The following is a 16,431-nucleotide window of genomic DNA, read 5'->3' as shown; positions in this document are numbered from 1 at the left end:
CGGTGGGACTGTTATATATATCGTGCGCGCTCATGGATTTTTCAGCCGGGGTTCAGCCGGGGTCGGCATGGGTGACCACGGCCGGGGCTACGGAAGGTTGCGGAGATGGAACGTCACGACGGCCGGCTGCCTGCCGACCGGTTCCGGGCCCCCGGGCAGGGGGGCGGCGCGGATCCGGCGGCCGGGAAGCCGCCTGACTCCCCGCTGGACGAGCTGCTCGCCGCCTGCGAGGTCCTGATGAGCGGCGTGGGTGAGGCCTCCGTGCGGGCGGTCGCGGCCGGCGCTCTCGCCGCCTACGACGCGCTCGACGACGACGGCAGGCTGTTCTTCTTCACCCACGTCACCCAGGCCTACGACGCCGACCCCGATCAGGTCCGTGCCGCCTACCGCCGCTGGGAGGAAGCCCGCAGCGCCGGTTCGGGGGGTGAGGAGGAGCTGGTCCGGCTCTTCGACGTGGTGGAGCCGGCCCGCCAGCAGCTGCTCCGCCGGATGAACCACGCGCCGGACGCCACGCTCGCCCTGGTCGCGATGCGCGCGGACCTGCGCCGGCTGATGCGCGGACACCCCGAGCTGGGGCCTCTCGACCATGACTTCCACCACCTGCTCACCTCGTGGTTCAACCGGGGCTTTCTCCGCATGGCGGAGGTCACCGGGGACGCGCCCGAGGAGCTGCGCCGGCACCTGATGCGGGGCGAGAAGATCCACCCGATGCGCAGCACGGCCGAGCTGCGCCGTCGCCTGGAGCCGGACGACCGCGCCGTCTACGCGTTCTTCCATCCGGCCACCGGGGAAGTACCGCTGATCTTCGTGGAGGTCGCGCTGGTGCGCGGGGTGCCGGACCGCATCGCTCCGCTGCTGGAGCCCGGGCCGCCGCTCAGCCCCGCCGAGGCGGACACGGCAGCCCTCTACTCGATCAACAACGCCCTGGACGGTCTGGCCGGAGTCTCTTTCGGCAGCTTTCTCATCAAGCAGGTCATCGAGCAGGTGGGCGGGCGACTGCCTCATCTGCGGCAGTTCGTCACGCTCTCGCCGCTGCCCGGATTCCGGCGCTGGCTGGAGGAGCAGGCCGGACAGGACGCCGGGCTGGCACTGCTCGTCCGTGAGCTGGACGCGTGGGAGGGCCCGGCGGAACCCGGTGCGGCGGACGCCGGACGGATCCGCGCCCGGCTCTTTCCCGCCCTGGCCCGGTACGTCACGGTCGAGCGGCGCGAGGACGGGCGCCCCCTCGACCCGGTCGCCCGCTTCCACCTGCGCAACGGGGCCGCCGCCTGGCAGTTGAACTGGCCGGCGAACGACTCTGCCGAAGCCTGGCGGCAGTCGTACGGCGCGATGATCAACTACCGCTACGAGCCGGGGCGGCTGGAGCGCCGGCACGAGGAATTCGTCCGCCACGGCACCGTAGCCCTCGGCGGACCACTGCGCGACGCCTTCCCCGGGGCCGGGGGAGTGCCCCGCCCCGCAACGCTCCCCCCGCCGCCACCCCCTGGAACGATCGATGACAGAGAGGAACACCCCTGATGGCACCACCCTCGCCCACCATCTACCGGTCCTTCGCCGAGCAGGTGCGGCGGCAGCCGGACAGAGCGGCCTTCGAGCTGCCCGGCGGCCGGCGGATCACCTACCGCGAGACGGCGCGGACCGTGGAACGGATCGCCGCCCGGCTCGTCGCCGACGGCGTCACCCCCGGTGACCGGGTCGCCATGCAGGTGGACAAATCCCCGGAGGCCATCGCGCTGTATCTGGCGACGCTGCGGATCGGTGGCGTCTTCCTGCCGCTCAACACCGCGTACACCGACGCGGAGACGGAGTACTTCATCGGCGACGCCCGGCCGCGTGTGCTGGTCTGCTCCCCGCGGCGGCGGGCCGGCCACGCGCACCGCGAAGGGGACGGCCTCGTCGTCGAGACCCTCGGCGCCCAGGGCGACGGCACCCTGATGGAGGGCGACGGACACCACGACGAGGTCTTCGACGCATCGGCCGACGACCCGGCGGCGATCCTCTACACCTCCGGCACCACCGGACGCTCCAAGGGCGCGGTGCTGACCCACGGCAACCTCGCCTCCAACTGCCGGGCACTGCTGGAGGCATGGCGGTTCACCGACCAGGACCGGCTGATCCACGCCCTGCCGATCTTCCACGTCCACGGGCTCTTCGTCGCCGCGAACATGACCCTGACGGCCGGTGCCTGCATGTACTACCTGCCGAAGTTCGACGTGGACACGGTGGTGGACCTGCTGCCCCGGGCCACGGTGCTCATGGGCGTACCCACCTTCTACACCCGGTTGCTGAAGAGCGACCGGCTCACCCCGGAGGCCTGCGCGTCGATGCGGCTGTTCGTCTCCGGCTCGGCCCCCCTCCTCGCGAGCGACCACCAGGCCTTCGAGGCCCGCACGGGCCACGCCATCCTGGAGCGTTACGGGATGACCGAGACCGGTATGAACACCACCAACCCGTACGAGGGCGGCCCGCGCAAACCCGGCACCGTCGGCAAGCCGCTGCCCGGCACGGAGATCAGGGTGGTGGACGGCGAGACCGGACGGACGCTGCCCGACGGTGAGGTCGGCAGTGTCGAGGTGCGCGGACCCAACGTCTTCAGCGGGTACTGGCAGCTGCCCGAGAAGACGGCGGCCGAGTTCCGTGCGGACGGCTTCTTCATCACCGGTGACCTGGGCCGCATCGACGAGGACGGCTATCTGTGCATCGTCGGCCGGGGCAAGGACCTGGTGATCTCGGGCGGCTACAACATCTACCCCAAGGAGATCGAGGAACTGCTCGACGCCCACCCGGCGGTGCTGGAGTCCGCCGTGATCGGTGTACCGCACCCGGACTTCGGGGAGACGGTCGTGGCCGTCGTCGTCCCGGCGCCGGGGCAGGAGCCCCGGGAGAGCGAACTGCTGGAGTTCATCGCCGGCGACCTCGCCCGGTTCAAGCACCCGCGCGCCGTACGCGTCGAGGAGGCGCTGCCGCGCAACGTGATGGGGAAGGTGCAGAAGGCCGAGCTGCGCAAGCGCTACCGGGACCTGTTCGCGGGCTCGGACGCCTGATCCGTGGCGGGTCCGGCAGGAGCGGACCCGAAGTGAAGGGCCGTCGAGAGGCGGCCCTTCACTTCGTGCCCGTGGCCGGCCGGGAACGGAGCGGAGCCGCCACCCGGGACGTGACCCGGGAGCGGGGGAGCGCGGGAGGGCGCGCGGGGCCGCCGGGACGGCTCGCAGCGCGCGCCCCGCGCCGCGAGCCGTCCCGGCGGCCGGTCCATCAGCCACGGCGGGTCCGTCGCGGTCGGCCGGTCCATCGGCCACGGCGGGTCCGTCGCGGTCGGCGGGCCCGTCGGCCTCGGCGGGCCTGTCGGCAGACCCGTCGTCGGCAGTCTCGTCGGCCTCGGCCGGTCAGCCGGCCCCGGCGGGCCGGCCGGCCCAGGCCGGTCAGCCGGCCTCGGCCGGGACCGGGGTGAGGGAGCGGGACCGTACGACGAGCTGGGCGACGGCCGTGACCACCAGGTTCGGGGCGAGGGCGATGAGCCCGGTGTCGACCGTGCCGACGTCCACGCCGCCGAAGGTGAGCCAGACCAGGACGCCGACTCCGGTCAGGATGCCGAGCAGCGCGGGCACCGCGTCCAGACGGACCTTCTTCGCCAGGCCCATGACGATCGCGGGGGCGAGCTGGGTGAGGCCTCCGTAGGTGAGCAGCAGCAGGTCGGACAGGAGCCCGGGCCTGGTCAGGCCGAGGAGGAGGGCGAGGCCGGCGGCCGCGACGACGCACACGTGGTTGGTGCGCAACTGCGCGCGTTCGTTGCGGACGCTGAGCAGGTTGCGCGACAGCAGACTGGAGATCCCGACGACGATGGCCGCGGACGGCACCATCGCCGCCGAGGCCGCGGCGACGGCGACGATGCCGACGAGCCAGCCGGGCAGCGTCTGGCCCGCCAGGGTCAGGGCGACGGCGTTCGAGGGCGAGTCCGGCTTCACGAGCAGGATCCCGGCGAACCCGACGATCACGGGGATGCCGAGAGCGATCTGGTAGAGCGGCAGCCAGACCGCGTTCTTGCGCAGCGCGCGCCCGCTGCCGGCGGCGAGGACCGGCGGCCACAGATGCGCCATGGTGCCGAGCCCGCCGCCGATGCCGGAGACGATGACGGCGGTGACGAAGAACGTGGCGTCGTAACCCTCCTGATGCAGCGTCAGGAGATTGGGGTGACTGTCCCGCACGGTCTCGAACAGGCCGCCGATGCCGCCGTGCACCGACAGCGCCACGCCGGCGATCAGCACCACGAGCCCGACGATCATCAGAGCGTCCTTGAGGTAGGCGACGCGTGCGATGCCGCGGATGCCGGACCACAGGACGAAGGCGACGGTGAGGACGGTGGCGAGCACCATGCTCAGGTTTCCGCCCGTACGGCTGCCGGTGGCGAGCTGCACGATCAGCCCGAGCCCGGTGATCTGGAGCTGGAGGTACGGCAGCAGGAAGACGGCACCGACGACGGCGACGACCTTGCCGAGCAGCGGACTGCGGAAGCGGTCGGCGAAGAAGTCGGCCTGTGTCAAGTAGCCCCCTGCACTGCCCAGTTCACGCATGCGGGGCGCGGTGAAGTACTGCAGGACGAAATTGATCGCGAGGTAGCACAGGGCGAAGGCCGCGGCGACGCCGCCGCCGAAGGCGATGCCGGCGAGGCCGAGGAAGCTGAAGGTCGTGAAGGACTCGCCCGCCTGCAGGAACCAGGTGGTGAAGGTGGAGAACCTGCGTTTGCCGACGGTCCATTCGCCGAACTCCCCGCGGCCGGGGCGGCGCCCGCTCATGCCGACGACGGCGACGGTCACGATGCCGGCCAGGGTGATGGCCATGGTGGTGTTCACGCGGCGGCCTCCTCGTACGCGTCGTGCGTCACGTCGTCGTCCTCGTCGCCCTCGCCGGCGGGGTGGGCGAAGTGTTCGACGAGCGCGAGCGAGGCCGTCGTCCCCGCCGTCCACAGCAGGCACCAGACGAGGACGGAGGGGAGGCCGAACCAGAGGTGCGGGCCGTTGACGAAGGGCAGGAAGGGAGTGCTGAGGAAAGCCACTACGGGCACCACGGCCCACAGGGCGTGCGGTTTTCTCATCGGGGCTCCATACGGCTACGGGAGGCGGGGGCGACGGCGTCCGTGCCCGGTGGCGGCCTCGTAGGCGGCACCGGTCTCGAGCACGGTCCTCTCGGCGCGGGGCGGGCCCACGATCTGGAGGCCGACGGGAAGCCCGGCCGGAGTGAAGCCGGCGGGGACGGAGAGGGCGGGTGAGCCCAGAACGCTGACGAAGTACGCGGAGCGCATCCAGTCGAGGTAGGAGTGCTGCGGCTCCCCGTCGATCTCGGTGGGGTACTCCGACTCGACGGGGAACGGGGTGACCTGGCTGACCGGGGCGATCAGCACGTCGTACCGTTCGAAGAAGGCGGTGGCGGCGAGGTGGATGCGGGCGTGCCCGGTGGTGGCACGGACGAGGTCGGCGCCGGTCAGCCGCCGCCCCTCCTCGATGTTCCGGACGAGGCTGGGTTTCAGGGCCGCGCGGTCGCTGTCGAGCAGGGCGCCGAGGCCGAGACTGAACTCGTGGGCGCGCAGCGTACGGAACACGTCCTCGGCGCCGTCCAGGTCGGGGCAGTCCTCGGCGACGACGCAGCCGAGACCCTCGAAGACCTCGGCCTGGCGTGCGAAGACGTCGCGCACGTCGCGGTCGACGGTGACCCGGCCGCCGAGGTCGGGGGTGAACGCGACGCGCAGCCCGGCGGTGTCCCGCCCGAGCGGCGCGCGGAAGCCGGCGCCCGGCTCGCCGAGGGAGATCGGGACCCGCGGGTCGGGTCCGGCCATCACGGACAGCAGCAGCGCGGTGTCGGCGACGGTGCGGCCCATGGGCCCGGCGACGCCGAGGGTGTCCCAGAGGTTGCCGGCGGGGTGGGAGGGGACACGGCCGGGGGTGGGGCGCAGCCCGACGACGTTGCAGAAGGACGCCGGGTTGCGCAGCGAGCCGCCCATGTCGCTGCCGTCGGCGAGCGGCTGGAACCCGGCGGCGAGCGCGGCCGCGGCCCCGCCGCTGCTGCCGCCCGCGGAGCGCGTCAGGTCGTACGGGTTCCGGGTCGCGCCGAAGACGGGGTTGAAGGTGTGCGAGCCGGCCGCGAACTCGGGGACGTTGGTCTTGCCGATGCGGATGGCGCCGGCGTCCTGGATGCGCCGCACGAGGAGTTCGTCCTCGTCGGGGACGTGCTCGGCGAAGAGCGGCGAGCCGTGGGTGGTGCGCATGCCGCGGGTGAGGTGGGTGTCCTTGAAGGCGATGGGCAGGCCGTGCAGCGGACCGAGTTCCTCGCCGCGCGCCTGCCGCTCGTCGGCGGCGGCAGCGGCGGCCAGCGCGCCCTCCGGGTCGAGGGTGACGATCGCGTTGACGGCGGGGTTGTGCCGTTCGATGCGCTGGAGGTGGGCCTGGACGACCTCGCGGGCCGACAGTTCCCCGCGGCGGATGCGCGCCGCGAGGTCGACGGCGTCCAGCACGCAGATCTCGTCCCGGCCGGGGGCGGCGGGGCCGGACGCGGTGGATTCCGCGGGGGAGGGGGCGGGGCCGGGAGCAACGGGCATGGCAGTCCTAGGGCAGCGGGCACGGTGGGACGGCGTCGCGGTGATGCTGGTCCGGCGGGGGCCGAGGCACGACGCGTGTGAGGCACCACACTGGCGTCGCTGACCTTTTCAGTCAATGACTTGGCCCGTATGAAGTTTTAAGACGCGTAATCAGGTGTGGTGAGGATTTCAGTCATGCGCGGAAGGTCCGCGGCCGCTGCTGGGGAACTCGACGCCGCTGCGCTTGAAGGATGCGACGACCAGATGGGACTGCACGGCCTCCACGTGCCGCACCCACGGCGAAGCCGTGAGGAACGCGTGCAGCGCGGCCTTCGACGGCTGTGTCACGTCGACCAGGAGCTGATGCTCGCCCATCACGACGGCCGCGTACCGCACGAGCGGCGACTCGACGAGCAGCCGGCCCACCTTCTCGACCTCGTCGGGCCGGACCTTGATCCACAGCAGCGCCTCGACCGGCAGGCCGAGCAGCGCGGGCTCGACGGCGGCGCGGATGCTCACGAGGCCTTCGCGCGTCAGCGTCTCCACGCGGCGGCGCGCGGTCGCCACGGACACTCCGGCGACGGCCGCGAGGTCCTCGTGCGTGCGCCGCCCGTCCTCGGCGAGCGCCCCCAGGATCGCCAGTTCCTCCGGCCCGACCTCGATGTCGGGGACGGCGAGGCCGTCGGCGATCGCGGACCGTCCGCCGAGCGCTTCGACTTCCGCGGCGTCCAGGATCCCGGGCGACCATTCGTGCACCGTGCGGAAATACCGCAGGACCGGTGACACGCTCTGCGAGACCAGCCCCGGCAGCGCGGGCACCTCGTCGAGCATCAGCGGCGCCAACCGGCCCGGCGGGCACTGCAGTTCGGCCACGCAGTCCACCGGCCCGGCCAGCGCGTACGAGAAGATGCAGTCCGCACGCCGGGCCGCCGCCACGGCCGCGTCCCGCACGGCGCCCGGCCGGCACGTCATCCGCAGGATCACGGTCTCGCCCCGCACGACGAGCCCGCGCACGGCGACGTCCCCGCTCTCCAGCAACCGCAGCCCGCGCCGCGCCACCTTCCGCTCGGGCTCCCCGAGAGCCCCCGCGATCCGCCGCCACGAGGCCCGCCCGTCGATCTGCAGAGCGGCGACGATGCGCCGGTCGAGCCCGTCGAGAGGCGTACCGGACGGGCCGGCGTGCGGGCCTGCGGACGCGCCTCGGGTCGTGGCGGGGCGCGCGGGCGGCGCCGCGGGGACGGTCGGCTCGGCCGGCGTGGCCGGTGGTGGGTAGGTCACGGGGACGACCCTAACGACCGGGGCGTCCCCCGCACCCAGGGGCGTCGGACCGGCGCCCCGGCCCGCCCTCGGACCGCCGAGGAGGGGCATCGGCCTGGGAGTCCTCGGCACCGCATCGCCCTGAGAGCTGCGGACAGAAGTGGGCCCCGGCGGCCGGCGGCCGACGCCCGGCACGCGCCCTCGCCGCATTGCCGAAAGGCCCTGGCAGCTCCGCCACAAGGACCTTCCGGCGCCTTGCGATCGCACGCACCGGACACCGCCCGCTGATCGGAACCCACTTTTGTACCCGGCTCCAGAGCTGCTGCGATCACGGTCACCGGGAACCGGCCCATGAGCGCGCCGCCCGGGGAGCGAGGGGCGCGGCCCGCCCCGCCGCCGACCGGCGCACGCCCTCACGGGCTCCGCGGCTGTCGGCCTGCCGGACCTGGAGCCGCTGCTGCCCCCCGGTGCAGTTTTGTCCTGTCGAGCCTTGGTCGAGCCAGTCCGCCGGACCGTCATCCGCCGGACCGCCGGATGGCGGGGGAGGGGAGGCGGAGGCCGGGCGGCCCCGGTCAGGAGCCCTCCTTCGGGGAAGCGCAGGGCCCAGGCCCGGTGCCGCCGCCGGCGGCCGGCTCCCGGCCGGTGCCCGGGTGCGGGGCGCCCGGACCGGAGGAACGGCAGACGGGTCAGTCGCTGGAGAGCGCCTGCAGCAGATCACCGACCTGCGGGTCGGGCAGTGAACGGGCGACGTCGGCCTGGGCGACCATTGTCAGGACACCCTTCAGCTTGTTGTCGGTACCGCAGACAGGCAGCGCGCCGACCCCGAGGTCCTTCATCCTGCGGGTCGCGTCCAGCACCGTCTCCCCGGCACCGACGCACTCGGCGCCGCCGGTCATGATGTCTCGCGCCGTGGTCATGGAGTCCCTTCTTCCTCTGAACCGCATCCCCACCCGGCGCGCAGCGGAATGATCATCCGAACGCTTCCGTAGCAGGCCGGTCCGCGTTGGTCACCCAGGTCGCCGACCCGATGCGCTGGACCAACATCCTGATCAAGATCCTGGCCCCGCAGGTCCTGACGAGCGTGTGAGAGCAGGGCCGCCGAAGCACGAGGCGGCCAGCCCCCGACGCCGGCCGTCCGGCCGTGGGGCTGCCCGGGAGCGGCGTCACCGCATCGTGCCTGCTGCCTTCCGGCCCCCTGGGCAGCCCAGCCTTGTTCGAGCGGACAACGCGGCCATCGACGGGCGGACGGCGGCTCAGCCGTGGCGGAGAGCATCAACGGCGGACCGCCTGATGCCCTTTGTCCTCCCCCTGCGGGAGAGGACACCCAGGACGTCCCGGTCCCTGCTCACTTCGACCGCTCTCCGTTGCAGCCAGTCGGACCAGCCGTCGACCAGATCGTCGACGGCCTCCGCCGGCACGGTGCCCCGCTCGAGCGATTCCAGGACCCCGAGGTCCCGCGCCCGCTGCGCCGAGAAACCACGCACGGCGGGCGGCAGAAGCCGTACCCAGTCCTCACGCCGCTGCTCCGGCACGCGTTCCAGTTTGCCCAGAGCTGGGGAGAGCTGAGGAACCACGTGCCTTGAACCTTCCCCCGGCGACTCGGACGTCCTGGCCGATCGTACGGATTCCTCGCCGGCCGCGCTCCGTCGGTGCCTGGACGGGGGCGCGTGCCCTCGGGGGTGCCCTCCTGTACCTCGTCCGTTCGGTGTCGCGTCTCTAGGCTCGGTGGCACCGGCCGGGGGAAGGGGGAGGAAAGCGTGCGTGAGCGACTCAGGGACACTCGGGCGCGGACGTCGCCGCGGGCCGCCGCCGGACGGGAGGCGCCCCTCACCGGTATGGCCGCGCTTCAGCAGCGCGCGGGGAACGCGGCGGTGACCCGCTGGGTGCAGCGCAAGGCGGGCGGCCTGAACGAGCACTACGCCACGCGGCCCACGGAGCACCCCGAGTGGGGGCCGTACCAGGAACTGACGAAGGCCGCTGGCATTCCCCGGGCCGAAGCCGACGACGCCTGGCAACTCCTGCTCGGCGGGGTCGACTCGCAGGGCGCGCTGAACAGTGAGGCCGCGGCGAGGACGAGTGACCGCCAGGAGCAGCGCGAGATCCGCGCCACGAACACGTGGTACCACGAGTTCGTCAAGCTCATGACCAAGCACCTGGAGATCGGGACGCCCACCATGGCCCTGTGGGCCGGCGGCATCGAGGTCAACGACTACGCGTACGAGAAGGGCCACACACCCCTGGCGCGAACCCGGATCGGCAGCGTGCTCAACGTCCTGGAGCTGCACCCGGACTGGAAACTGACAGGGCCGATGTGGAGCATCCTGTCCAAGGCCTTCGTCTCCCTCGCCACCGGCCCGGTGCACATCTTCGTGCGGGCCTACGATCCCGACAGCTCATCAGACTGGAGGTCCCGGAACTCCGGCTGGTCCAGCGGCTGAACCCGGACGTCGAGATGATCTGGCACCCCCTGTACACCGGCCCGGACGGGCGGACGAGGGAGATCTCCCGAGACTGCCGGCTCGTCGACAACGCGGAGTACGACGGACGCGACGCGTGCGTGAGCGCCCTCATCCAGTACCTCCGGCTCTTCCACGACGAGAGCAACACCGAAGCCGCCCCCGCCCACAAGAGCATGGAGCGGCTGCTCGCCGCGAACGGCCACATGGACGGCGTCTGAGAGCTGCGAACAAAAGGGGCGCCCGGCTCGCGACGCCCGGCACGCACGCTCGCGGCGTTGCCGGAAGGCCCTGGCAGCTCCGCCACAAGGACCTTCCGGCGCCTTGCGATCGCACGCACCGGACGCCGCGAGCTGATCGGACTCCCCTTCTGTTCGCAGCTCTGAAGCGGCAGCCGGTCGTCGGCGCGGCGGCGGTGGCCCGCGCCGCCGCCCGCCCCTCGCACAGTGGTGGCTTCCGCTGCTTCAGGTCTTCGGCTCCAGGGTGCGCGGGGCGGTGGAGGCCGTCGTCGCGGTGGTGCCGCGGGCGGCGGCGCGGGCGGGGCCGTCGGGGAGGGTGAAGGCGAAGACCGCCGTCGCCGCCGCGACGGCCGCCAGAGCGAGGTAGGCGTGCTGGTAGGCGGGCAGCGGCGGTACGGCGGAGGCGCCCGGCGGTGTGCCGAGCACGAGGGCCGTGGTCACCGCTGCCGGGGCGAGCGCGCCGCCGGTCTGGCGCACGACGGTGTTCAGCATCGTGGCCTGGGGCAGGTCCGCCCGCTCGACGGTGGCCAGCGAGGCGATCGTGGTGGGGATGAAGAAGCACCCGATCGCGGCACCGAACAGGAACATCAGGCCGCGGAAGGTCCACAGCCCGGTGTCCGCTCCGCAGGCGGCGAAGAGCAGCAGCACCGCGGTGACACCGCTCAGGCCGCAGCCGACGATGACACGCGGACCCACCCTGGCGTACAGGACACCGGCGAGCTGGACGGTCAGCAGCACTCCGAACGCCTCGGTGAAGGTGGTCAGGCCCGACTCCAGCGCCGTACGGCCCTGGGCCTGCTGGAGGAAGAGCGGACCCAGGTACAGTGCGCCCATGATGGGGATCAGGCCGGTCAGGTTGATCAGGTTGGTGTCCCGGAACAGCCGGTCGGTGAACAGGCGCAGCCGCAACAGGGGCCGGGCCGTGCGCAGTTCCACGGCGACGGCGGCCGCCAGCAGGGCCGCGCCGGAGGCGAGGGAGGCGAGGACGGCGGGGGAGGCCCAGCCGCGGTCGGGTCCTTCGCACACACCGAACATCACGGTCCCCAGGCCCCCTGCGCTCAGCAGCAGCCCGGGCAGGTCGAAGCGGCCCGGCCGGCCGCCGCGGCCGCCGGCCAGGAACAGTGCGCCGAACAGCAGGGCGGGCAGGCCCACCGGCAGGTTGACGTAGAAGACCCACCGCCAGGACAGGTGGTCCACGAGCAGCCCGCCCAGCACGGGGGCGGCGGCCGGGGCGATCTGCTGGGGGACGATCATGTAACGGGAGACGCGTAGCTGTTCGGCCGAGGTGAAGGTGCTGAACAGCAGTGCGGTGGAGGCGGGGAAGAGGACACCGGCCGAGAGTCCCTGCACCGCTCGGCAGATGACGAGCCGGCCGATCCCGAGCGCCGCCCCGCACAGCAGCGACGAGCCGAGGAAACCGGCCAGGGCGGCCAGCAGGACGCGTTTGCCGCCGAACCGCTCGACCAGCCACGCCGAGGCCGGGATGGCCATGGCCAGGCAGACCGGGTAGACCACCACCACGCCGTCCAGGGCGGCGGTGGTCAGCCGGAACTGACCGGCGATCGAGGGCAGGGCCACGGTGGTGATCGCTCCGTCGACGATCGCGACGAACGTCACGCTGACGCACACGAGGGGGACGACCAGCCGCTGGCTGAGGCGGAACGGCCGGGCGGCGCGGGGCACGGGGAGACGACGTGGCATATGCTGAGCATACTCACTATGTGCTAGCTCAGGACACGGCTTTTCTCACGGTGCGGCAGCGGCCCCGCCCGGGCCACGTGCGAGGGCGGCGCGGGACACGGGAGACTGGGCAGCATGGCACTGCAAGGCAGCAGCGACGTCCTGGTCGACGAGCTGTACGAGACGACGCACCGGCTACGGCAGTTCGTGGAAGCCCGGCTGCGGGAGAAGGGCGCCTCGGTGGCCCGGTTGCGCGCGCTGCGCATGCTGGCCCGGGCCCGGCAGCCGCTGCGCATGGGGGAACTGGGCGAGATGGCGGGCATCGCGGCCCGCACCGCCACCACGATCGTGGACAGCCTCGAACGCGACGGCCTGGTGCAGCGCATCCCCCACCCGCAGGACCGGCGGGCGCTGCTGGTCCGGCTCACCGACGAAGGGCTGCGCCGCCATCGCGAGGCGGAGGAGATCGACCGCCTCGCCCTCGCCGAGGCGACCGCGGCCCTGGACGAGGGCGACCGCGAGCACCTGCGGACCCTGCTTGCGCGGATCCGCGCCCACACCTCCTAGGCGTATTGACCCGCGGGGTCGCAAGGCGAAGGGCCCTCCTCGTACCGGGCGTACGGGGATGATCCCGGCAAAGCGGCGAGCGTGCGTGCCGGACGCCGCGGGGCAGACTTCCGAAACCCTCCCTGGCGGCCGGCCGCTCGGCGGCGGAGGACCGGGAGGGGCACGCGACTTCTCGGCGACGCCGGGCACGCGGGAGGTCCCGGGTGCCGCGCCGTGTCGTGGCCAAGTCGCCGACGGGGGAGGGCCGGTCGACCTCCCCAGGTGGCGGCCCTCCCCCGTCCGGCCCCGCGGGTCTACCCGCGGGCGTCGTTCCCATGCCTGGCCGGCGGCAGGGTTTCGACGGCGGTGCGGGCGGGTGCGGTCCCCGTCACTCCCCCCGGTCCCGCGGGAGGTGCTGGCACAGTGGCCCTCCGGCCCGGGATACTGCTCCCTGCGGCACTCCGTGATGCTCCTGTGCACCGAAGGCCGCGGAGGGACAGCGGAGCAGCAGGTGTCAACCTGATCGGCGTGGGTATGCGCGCGAGGGTGAACGTGGCAATGAAGGCGACGGCGATGGATGCAGGGCCCATGGGCGAGGACGGCGCCATGCCGGACGACTATGTGATACAGACCAGTGTGGCTCTGGAGGGTGACGGTACCGACATCGCGCAGGCCCGCCATCTGGCCGCCGGTTTCCTCGGCCGGGTGCAGGCCGAGCACGGACTGCCCGTCTCCCGGCGTGCCCTGGACCTCACGCAGCTGGTGGTCAGCGAGCTGGTCACCAACGCCCGCAAGTACGCGCCCGGCCCGGCCCTGCTGGACCTGCGGATCACCGGGGGCATGGTCGAGATCTCGGTGTGGGACTCCGATCCGGTGCTGCCCGTCGCCCGGGCAGCGGACGCCGGCCGGGTGGGACAGCACGGCCTGGAGATCGTCATGGCCGTCGCCCAGGGCTTCGCGGTACAGCGCGAACCGGTCGGCAAGCGCATCACCGCCCGCCTCGCCCTGGCCGACGACCCCGACGGCGCGATCACCGGCCGCCCGCCCCTGTAGGGCGGCGCGGCCGGGGGACCCGTCCGGCCGCACGGAGGACCGACACGGGCCGATGAGGACCCACGGACGGGCAGATACCCCTCGTGTCTGACGGAAGCAGCCCTGACTCCCCGTCATCCGGCGGGGCCGCGACCGGGCGGATCACGACCTGTCCGGCACGCCGGGCAGGGGGCAGCCTCCCCTACACGACCCGGGTGCCGACGACGCAGGTGTCGTCGTCCGTGTCCGACTTGCTGTAGGTCAGCAGGCGGTCCAGCTGCTGGTCCAGCGTCCTGGGCGCCGTACGGGCCGTGGCCAGCAGGTGGGCCAGGGATTCCTCCACGGTCCGGTCCCGGCGTTCGATCAGTCCGTCGGTGTACATCAGCATGGTGTCCCCCGGCGCCAGCTGCAGCTCCGCCTCCTCGTACACGGCATCGGGTACCGCGCCCAGCAGCAGGCCCTTGATGAGGGGCAGCGGCGCGGCCTCCGCCCCGCGGACCAGGACGGGCGGGAGGTGGCCCGCCCGCGCCCACCGCAGGGTGCGGCGGTCCCGGTCGTACAGCGCGCAGACCGCGGTGGCGGTGACCGCACCGGTGAGGTGGTGCGCCACGATGTTCAGCCACGACAGCAGCTGGCCCGGTCCCGCCCCGGTCACGGCGAGCCCGCGCAGGGCGTTGCGCAGCACCACCATGCTGGTGGCGGCCTCGATGCCGTGCCCGGCGACGTCGCCCACGCAGAGCAGCACCAGCCCGGACGGCAGCACCACGGTGTCGTACCAGTCGCCGCCCACCAGGTGCTCGGTCTCCGCCGGCCGGTAGCGCACCGCGATCTCCAGACCGGACACCCGCAGCGGTGCCTGCGTCGGCGGCATGATGGCGTGCTGCAGTTGCAGGGTCAGCCGGTTGCGCTCCGTCGCCTGCTGCTCGGTGTGGGCGAGTTGGTCACGGGTGGCGGCGAGTGCGACCTCCGTCCAGTGCTGGGCGGAGATGTCCTGGTAGGCGCCCCGGACCGCGAACAGCCGGCCGTCGGTGTCCAGCACCGGTTCGGCGACCACCCGGATGTGCCGGGTCACGCCGTCGGGCCGCTGCAGACGGAACGCCGCGGAGGCGGGCCTGCGCTGGTGCAGCACCGTGCGCAGGAAACGGCCGAGGGGCACCGCGTCGTCGAAGTGCGCGTGCTCAGGGAGTTCCTCCAGGGGCACCGGCGTGCTGGACGGCGGCCGCCCGTACAGCTGGAACAGCTGGTCGTTCCAGGTGATCTCACCCGTGAGCAGGTTCTCCTCGAAGCCGCCGATGCGGCCCAGCCGCTGGGCGTGCTGGAGGAGACTGGCCAGCCGGGCCGTCTCGTCCTCGATGCGCCAGAGCAGCAGCACGCTGCTGCCGTGCCGGCTGATGCTGATGTCCGCGACCGTCGACAGCGGCACCTGGTCGACGAGCGAGGTCAGTTGCATGCGGCGTGCCCGGAACGGCTCGCCCGTGGCCCACACCCGCTCCACCCGCTGGAACAGCTCGCTCTTGCCCGCGGCCATGGGGTACGCCTCCAGCAGCAGCGCACCGTTGACCACCGCGCGGGGGCGGCCCGCCGGGTCCAGGAAGCGGCTGTTGACGTGCTGGATGCGGAAGTCGACCAGCTGTCCGGAGCCGTCGATGTGCGGGACCAGGACCAGGGCGGGGTCGTGCAGCCCGTCCGCCAGGTCCATCAGCTCGGCGGTGGGCGGCAGGATCCCCGGCTCGTGCCCCGGGTCCCGGCGCAGCGTGTACGTCTCCAGGGTGTGCGCGCACAGTTCGGCCAGGGCATCCACCTGCCGGACGATCTGCGGCGGCTGGGGCGGGAGCGGTTCCGGCCAGGCGATCTCCAGCACGCCGTGGATGCGGCCGCCGGTGCCCGCCGGGACCGCGACCCGGCCGCCGTCCGGGTGCGCGTGCCGGCCGATGGTCGGCAGCCCGGTCGCGGAGAGCGAGGACAGCCACTGCCCGTCGCGCTCCGTCAGACCGCGGCGTGCCACCGTCGCCACCTCCGGCGGGACGTACCGCCACCGGGTGGCCTCCGCCGGGGAGAACCCGGCGCTGCCGACGAGGGTCAGCGAGCCGTCGGCCCCCGCGGCCCACACGGCCACGGCCACCGCGCCCAGCGGACGCAGCGCGTGTTCCAGCAGGGAGTCGGCGACGGCCTGGGTGTCGTCGGCCGCCAGTGCCCCGCTCTCGGCCGCCCTGAGCCGTACGGCGGCGGTGTCGCGCTCGACCGCGCCGCCGGCGGCGGCCAGGAAGGCGTCCGTGACCTCCGTCACGCGGTCGCGGGCGGCCTGGTTGATGACCTCGACCGCGAACTCCAGCGTCGTCATCTTGGCCTGTTCGGTCAGCTCGGCGAGTTGCCGGGCCGCCTGTGCCGGACCGCATCCCAGCCGCTCGACCAGGATGCCCTTGGCCATCTCGACCAGTGCCCGGCCCTCCGCCTCCGCCTGCGCGCTGAGGACTTCGCGGCGCAGCCGCTCGACCGTGGCGGCCAGCCTGCCGACGGGTGAGGCGGGGGAGGCGCCGGCCAGGTCCGGCGCGACCGCGGCGCCGCCGGGCGCCGGCACGGTGGGCGCGGCCGGCTCCGGGCGGGGCCCGGCGGTGCCCGGCCCGTGCGGCTTGTCGGTGGTGCTCACGATGCGGAT

At 73.2% G+C, this 16,431-nt stretch carries 14 protein-coding genes; 6 read left to right on the top strand and 8 right to left on the bottom strand.

Going from position 1 to position 16,431, the window contains the following annotated elements; all coding sequences use genetic code 11:
• Positions 1–105 precede the first annotated feature (105 nt).
• Positions 106–1,518 carry a malonyl-CoA decarboxylase family protein gene (locus tag ABZ719_RS00245; RefSeq protein ID WP_366722991.1) on the top strand — a complete coding sequence of 471 codons (1,413 nt, stop codon included), beginning with the start codon at positions 106–108 and terminating at the stop codon, positions 1,516–1,518.
• On the top strand, positions 1,518–3,044 hold the full coding sequence (locus ABZ719_RS00240) for a malonyl-CoA synthase (RefSeq protein WP_366722990.1): 1,527 nt from the start codon (positions 1,518–1,520) through the stop codon (positions 3,042–3,044). The genes ABZ719_RS00245 and ABZ719_RS00240 overlap by 1 nt, the downstream gene beginning before the upstream one ends.
• 375 nt (positions 3,045–3,419) lie before the next feature.
• Here ABZ719_RS00240 and ABZ719_RS00235 read toward each other — a convergent pair whose 3' ends face one another.
• The 6 genes from ABZ719_RS00235 to ABZ719_RS00210 form a co-directional block, all read right to left on the bottom strand.
• On the bottom strand, positions 3,420–4,847 hold the full coding sequence (locus ABZ719_RS00235; RefSeq protein ID WP_366722989.1) for a sodium:solute symporter family protein: 1,428 nt from the start codon (positions 4,845–4,847) through the stop codon (positions 3,420–3,422).
• On the bottom strand, positions 4,844–5,089 hold the full coding sequence (locus ABZ719_RS00230) for a hypothetical protein (protein ID WP_366722988.1): 246 nt from the start codon (positions 5,087–5,089) through the stop codon (positions 4,844–4,846). The genes ABZ719_RS00235 and ABZ719_RS00230 overlap by 4 nt, the downstream gene beginning before the upstream one ends.
• Positions 5,090–5,104: 15 nt before the next feature.
• Entirely contained in the window at positions 5,105–6,586 is a 1,482-nt protein-coding gene (locus ABZ719_RS00225; protein WP_366722987.1) for an amidase, read from the bottom strand.
• A 168-nt stretch (positions 6,587–6,754) separates the two neighbouring features.
• Positions 6,755–7,843, bottom strand: coding sequence for an Lrp/AsnC family transcriptional regulator (locus tag ABZ719_RS00220; RefSeq protein WP_366722986.1), 1,089 nt, complete (start codon positions 7,841–7,843; stop codon positions 6,755–6,757).
• A gap of 665 nt (positions 7,844–8,508) precedes the next feature.
• On the bottom strand, positions 8,509–8,739 hold the full coding sequence (locus tag ABZ719_RS00215; RefSeq protein WP_366722985.1) for a CBS domain-containing protein: 231 nt from the start codon (positions 8,737–8,739) through the stop codon (positions 8,509–8,511).
• A gap of 336 nt (positions 8,740–9,075) precedes the next feature.
• Positions 9,076–9,396, bottom strand: a complete 321-nt coding sequence (locus tag ABZ719_RS00210) for a hypothetical protein (protein ID WP_366722984.1) — start codon at positions 9,394–9,396, stop codon at positions 9,076–9,078.
• Between the two features lie 261 nt (positions 9,397–9,657).
• On the opposite strand from ABZ719_RS00210, the gene ABZ719_RS00205 reads away from it, so the two are divergent.
• Together ABZ719_RS00205 and ABZ719_RS00200 are read left to right on the top strand one after the other, a co-directional pair.
• Complete coding sequence (locus ABZ719_RS00205; protein ID WP_366722983.1) at positions 9,658–10,260, top strand: hypothetical protein; 603 nt, start codon at positions 9,658–9,660, stop codon at positions 10,258–10,260.
• A 14-nt stretch (positions 10,261–10,274) separates the two neighbouring features.
• Positions 10,275–10,499: a hypothetical protein gene (locus tag ABZ719_RS00200; protein ID WP_366722982.1), complete on the top strand. Its 225-nt coding sequence runs from the start codon at positions 10,275–10,277 to the stop codon at positions 10,497–10,499.
• 243 nt (positions 10,500–10,742) lie between these two features.
• Here the strand turns inward: ABZ719_RS00200 and ABZ719_RS00195 are convergent, their stop codons facing one another.
• Positions 10,743–12,218, bottom strand: coding sequence for a DHA2 family efflux MFS transporter permease subunit (locus ABZ719_RS00195; RefSeq protein ID WP_366722981.1), 1,476 nt, complete (start codon positions 12,216–12,218; stop codon positions 10,743–10,745).
• Positions 12,219–12,332: 114 nt separating this feature from the next.
• On the opposite strand from ABZ719_RS00195, the gene ABZ719_RS00190 reads away from it, so the two are divergent.
• Together ABZ719_RS00190 and ABZ719_RS00185 are read left to right on the top strand one after the other, a co-directional pair.
• Positions 12,333–12,764 carry a MarR family transcriptional regulator gene (locus tag ABZ719_RS00190; protein ID WP_366722980.1) on the top strand — a complete coding sequence of 144 codons (432 nt, stop codon included), beginning with the start codon at positions 12,333–12,335 and terminating at the stop codon, positions 12,762–12,764.
• Positions 12,765–13,316: 552 nt separating this feature from the next.
• Complete coding sequence (locus ABZ719_RS00185; protein ID WP_366722979.1) at positions 13,317–13,796, top strand: ATP-binding protein; 480 nt, start codon at positions 13,317–13,319, stop codon at positions 13,794–13,796.
• Between the two features lie 181 nt (positions 13,797–13,977).
• Here the strand turns inward: ABZ719_RS00185 and ABZ719_RS00180 are convergent, their stop codons facing one another.
• Positions 13,978–16,422 (bottom strand): SpoIIE family protein phosphatase, encoded by a 2,445-nt coding sequence (locus tag ABZ719_RS00180; RefSeq protein WP_366722978.1) that lies wholly within the window; start codon positions 16,420–16,422, stop codon positions 13,978–13,980.
• Between the last annotated feature and the right edge of the window lie 9 nt (positions 16,423–16,431).

It is taken from the genome of Streptomyces sp. NPDC006743, assembly GCF_040703815.1.
Classification (GTDB): domain Bacteria; phylum Actinomycetota; class Actinomycetes; order Streptomycetales; family Streptomycetaceae; genus Streptomyces.
This window is presented reverse-complemented; position numbering and strand designations above follow the sequence as displayed.

Bases quoted from the DNA above. Each gene is read 5' to 3' on its own strand.
- ABZ719_RS00245 (WP_366722991.1), top strand. From the start codon at position 106: ATGGAACGTCACGACGGCCGGCTGCCTGCCGACCGGTTCCGGGCCCCC.
- ABZ719_RS00240 (WP_366722990.1), top strand. From the start codon at position 1,518: ATGGCACCACCCTCGCCCACCATCTACCGGTCCTTCGCCGAGCAGGTG.
- ABZ719_RS00230 (WP_366722988.1), bottom strand. From the start codon at position 5,089: ATGAGAAAACCGCACGCCCTGTGGGCCGTGGTGCCCGTAGTGGCTTTC.
- ABZ719_RS00225 (WP_366722987.1), bottom strand. From the start codon at position 6,586: ATGCCCGTTGCTCCCGGCCCCGCCCCCTCCCCCGCGGAATCCACCGCG.
- ABZ719_RS00215 (WP_366722985.1), bottom strand. From the start codon at position 8,739: ATGACCACGGCGCGAGACATCATGACCGGCGGCGCCGAGTGCGTCGGT.
- ABZ719_RS00205 (WP_366722983.1), top strand. From the start codon at position 9,658: ATGGCCGCGCTTCAGCAGCGCGCGGGGAACGCGGCGGTGACCCGCTGG.
- ABZ719_RS00200 (WP_366722982.1), top strand. From the start codon at position 10,275: ATGATCTGGCACCCCCTGTACACCGGCCCGGACGGGCGGACGAGGGAG.
- ABZ719_RS00195 (WP_366722981.1), bottom strand. From the start codon at position 12,218: ATGCCACGTCGTCTCCCCGTGCCCCGCGCCGCCCGGCCGTTCCGCCTC.
- ABZ719_RS00190 (WP_366722980.1), top strand. From the start codon at position 12,333: ATGGCACTGCAAGGCAGCAGCGACGTCCTGGTCGACGAGCTGTACGAG.
- ABZ719_RS00185 (WP_366722979.1), top strand. From the start codon at position 13,317: ATGGATGCAGGGCCCATGGGCGAGGACGGCGCCATGCCGGACGACTAT.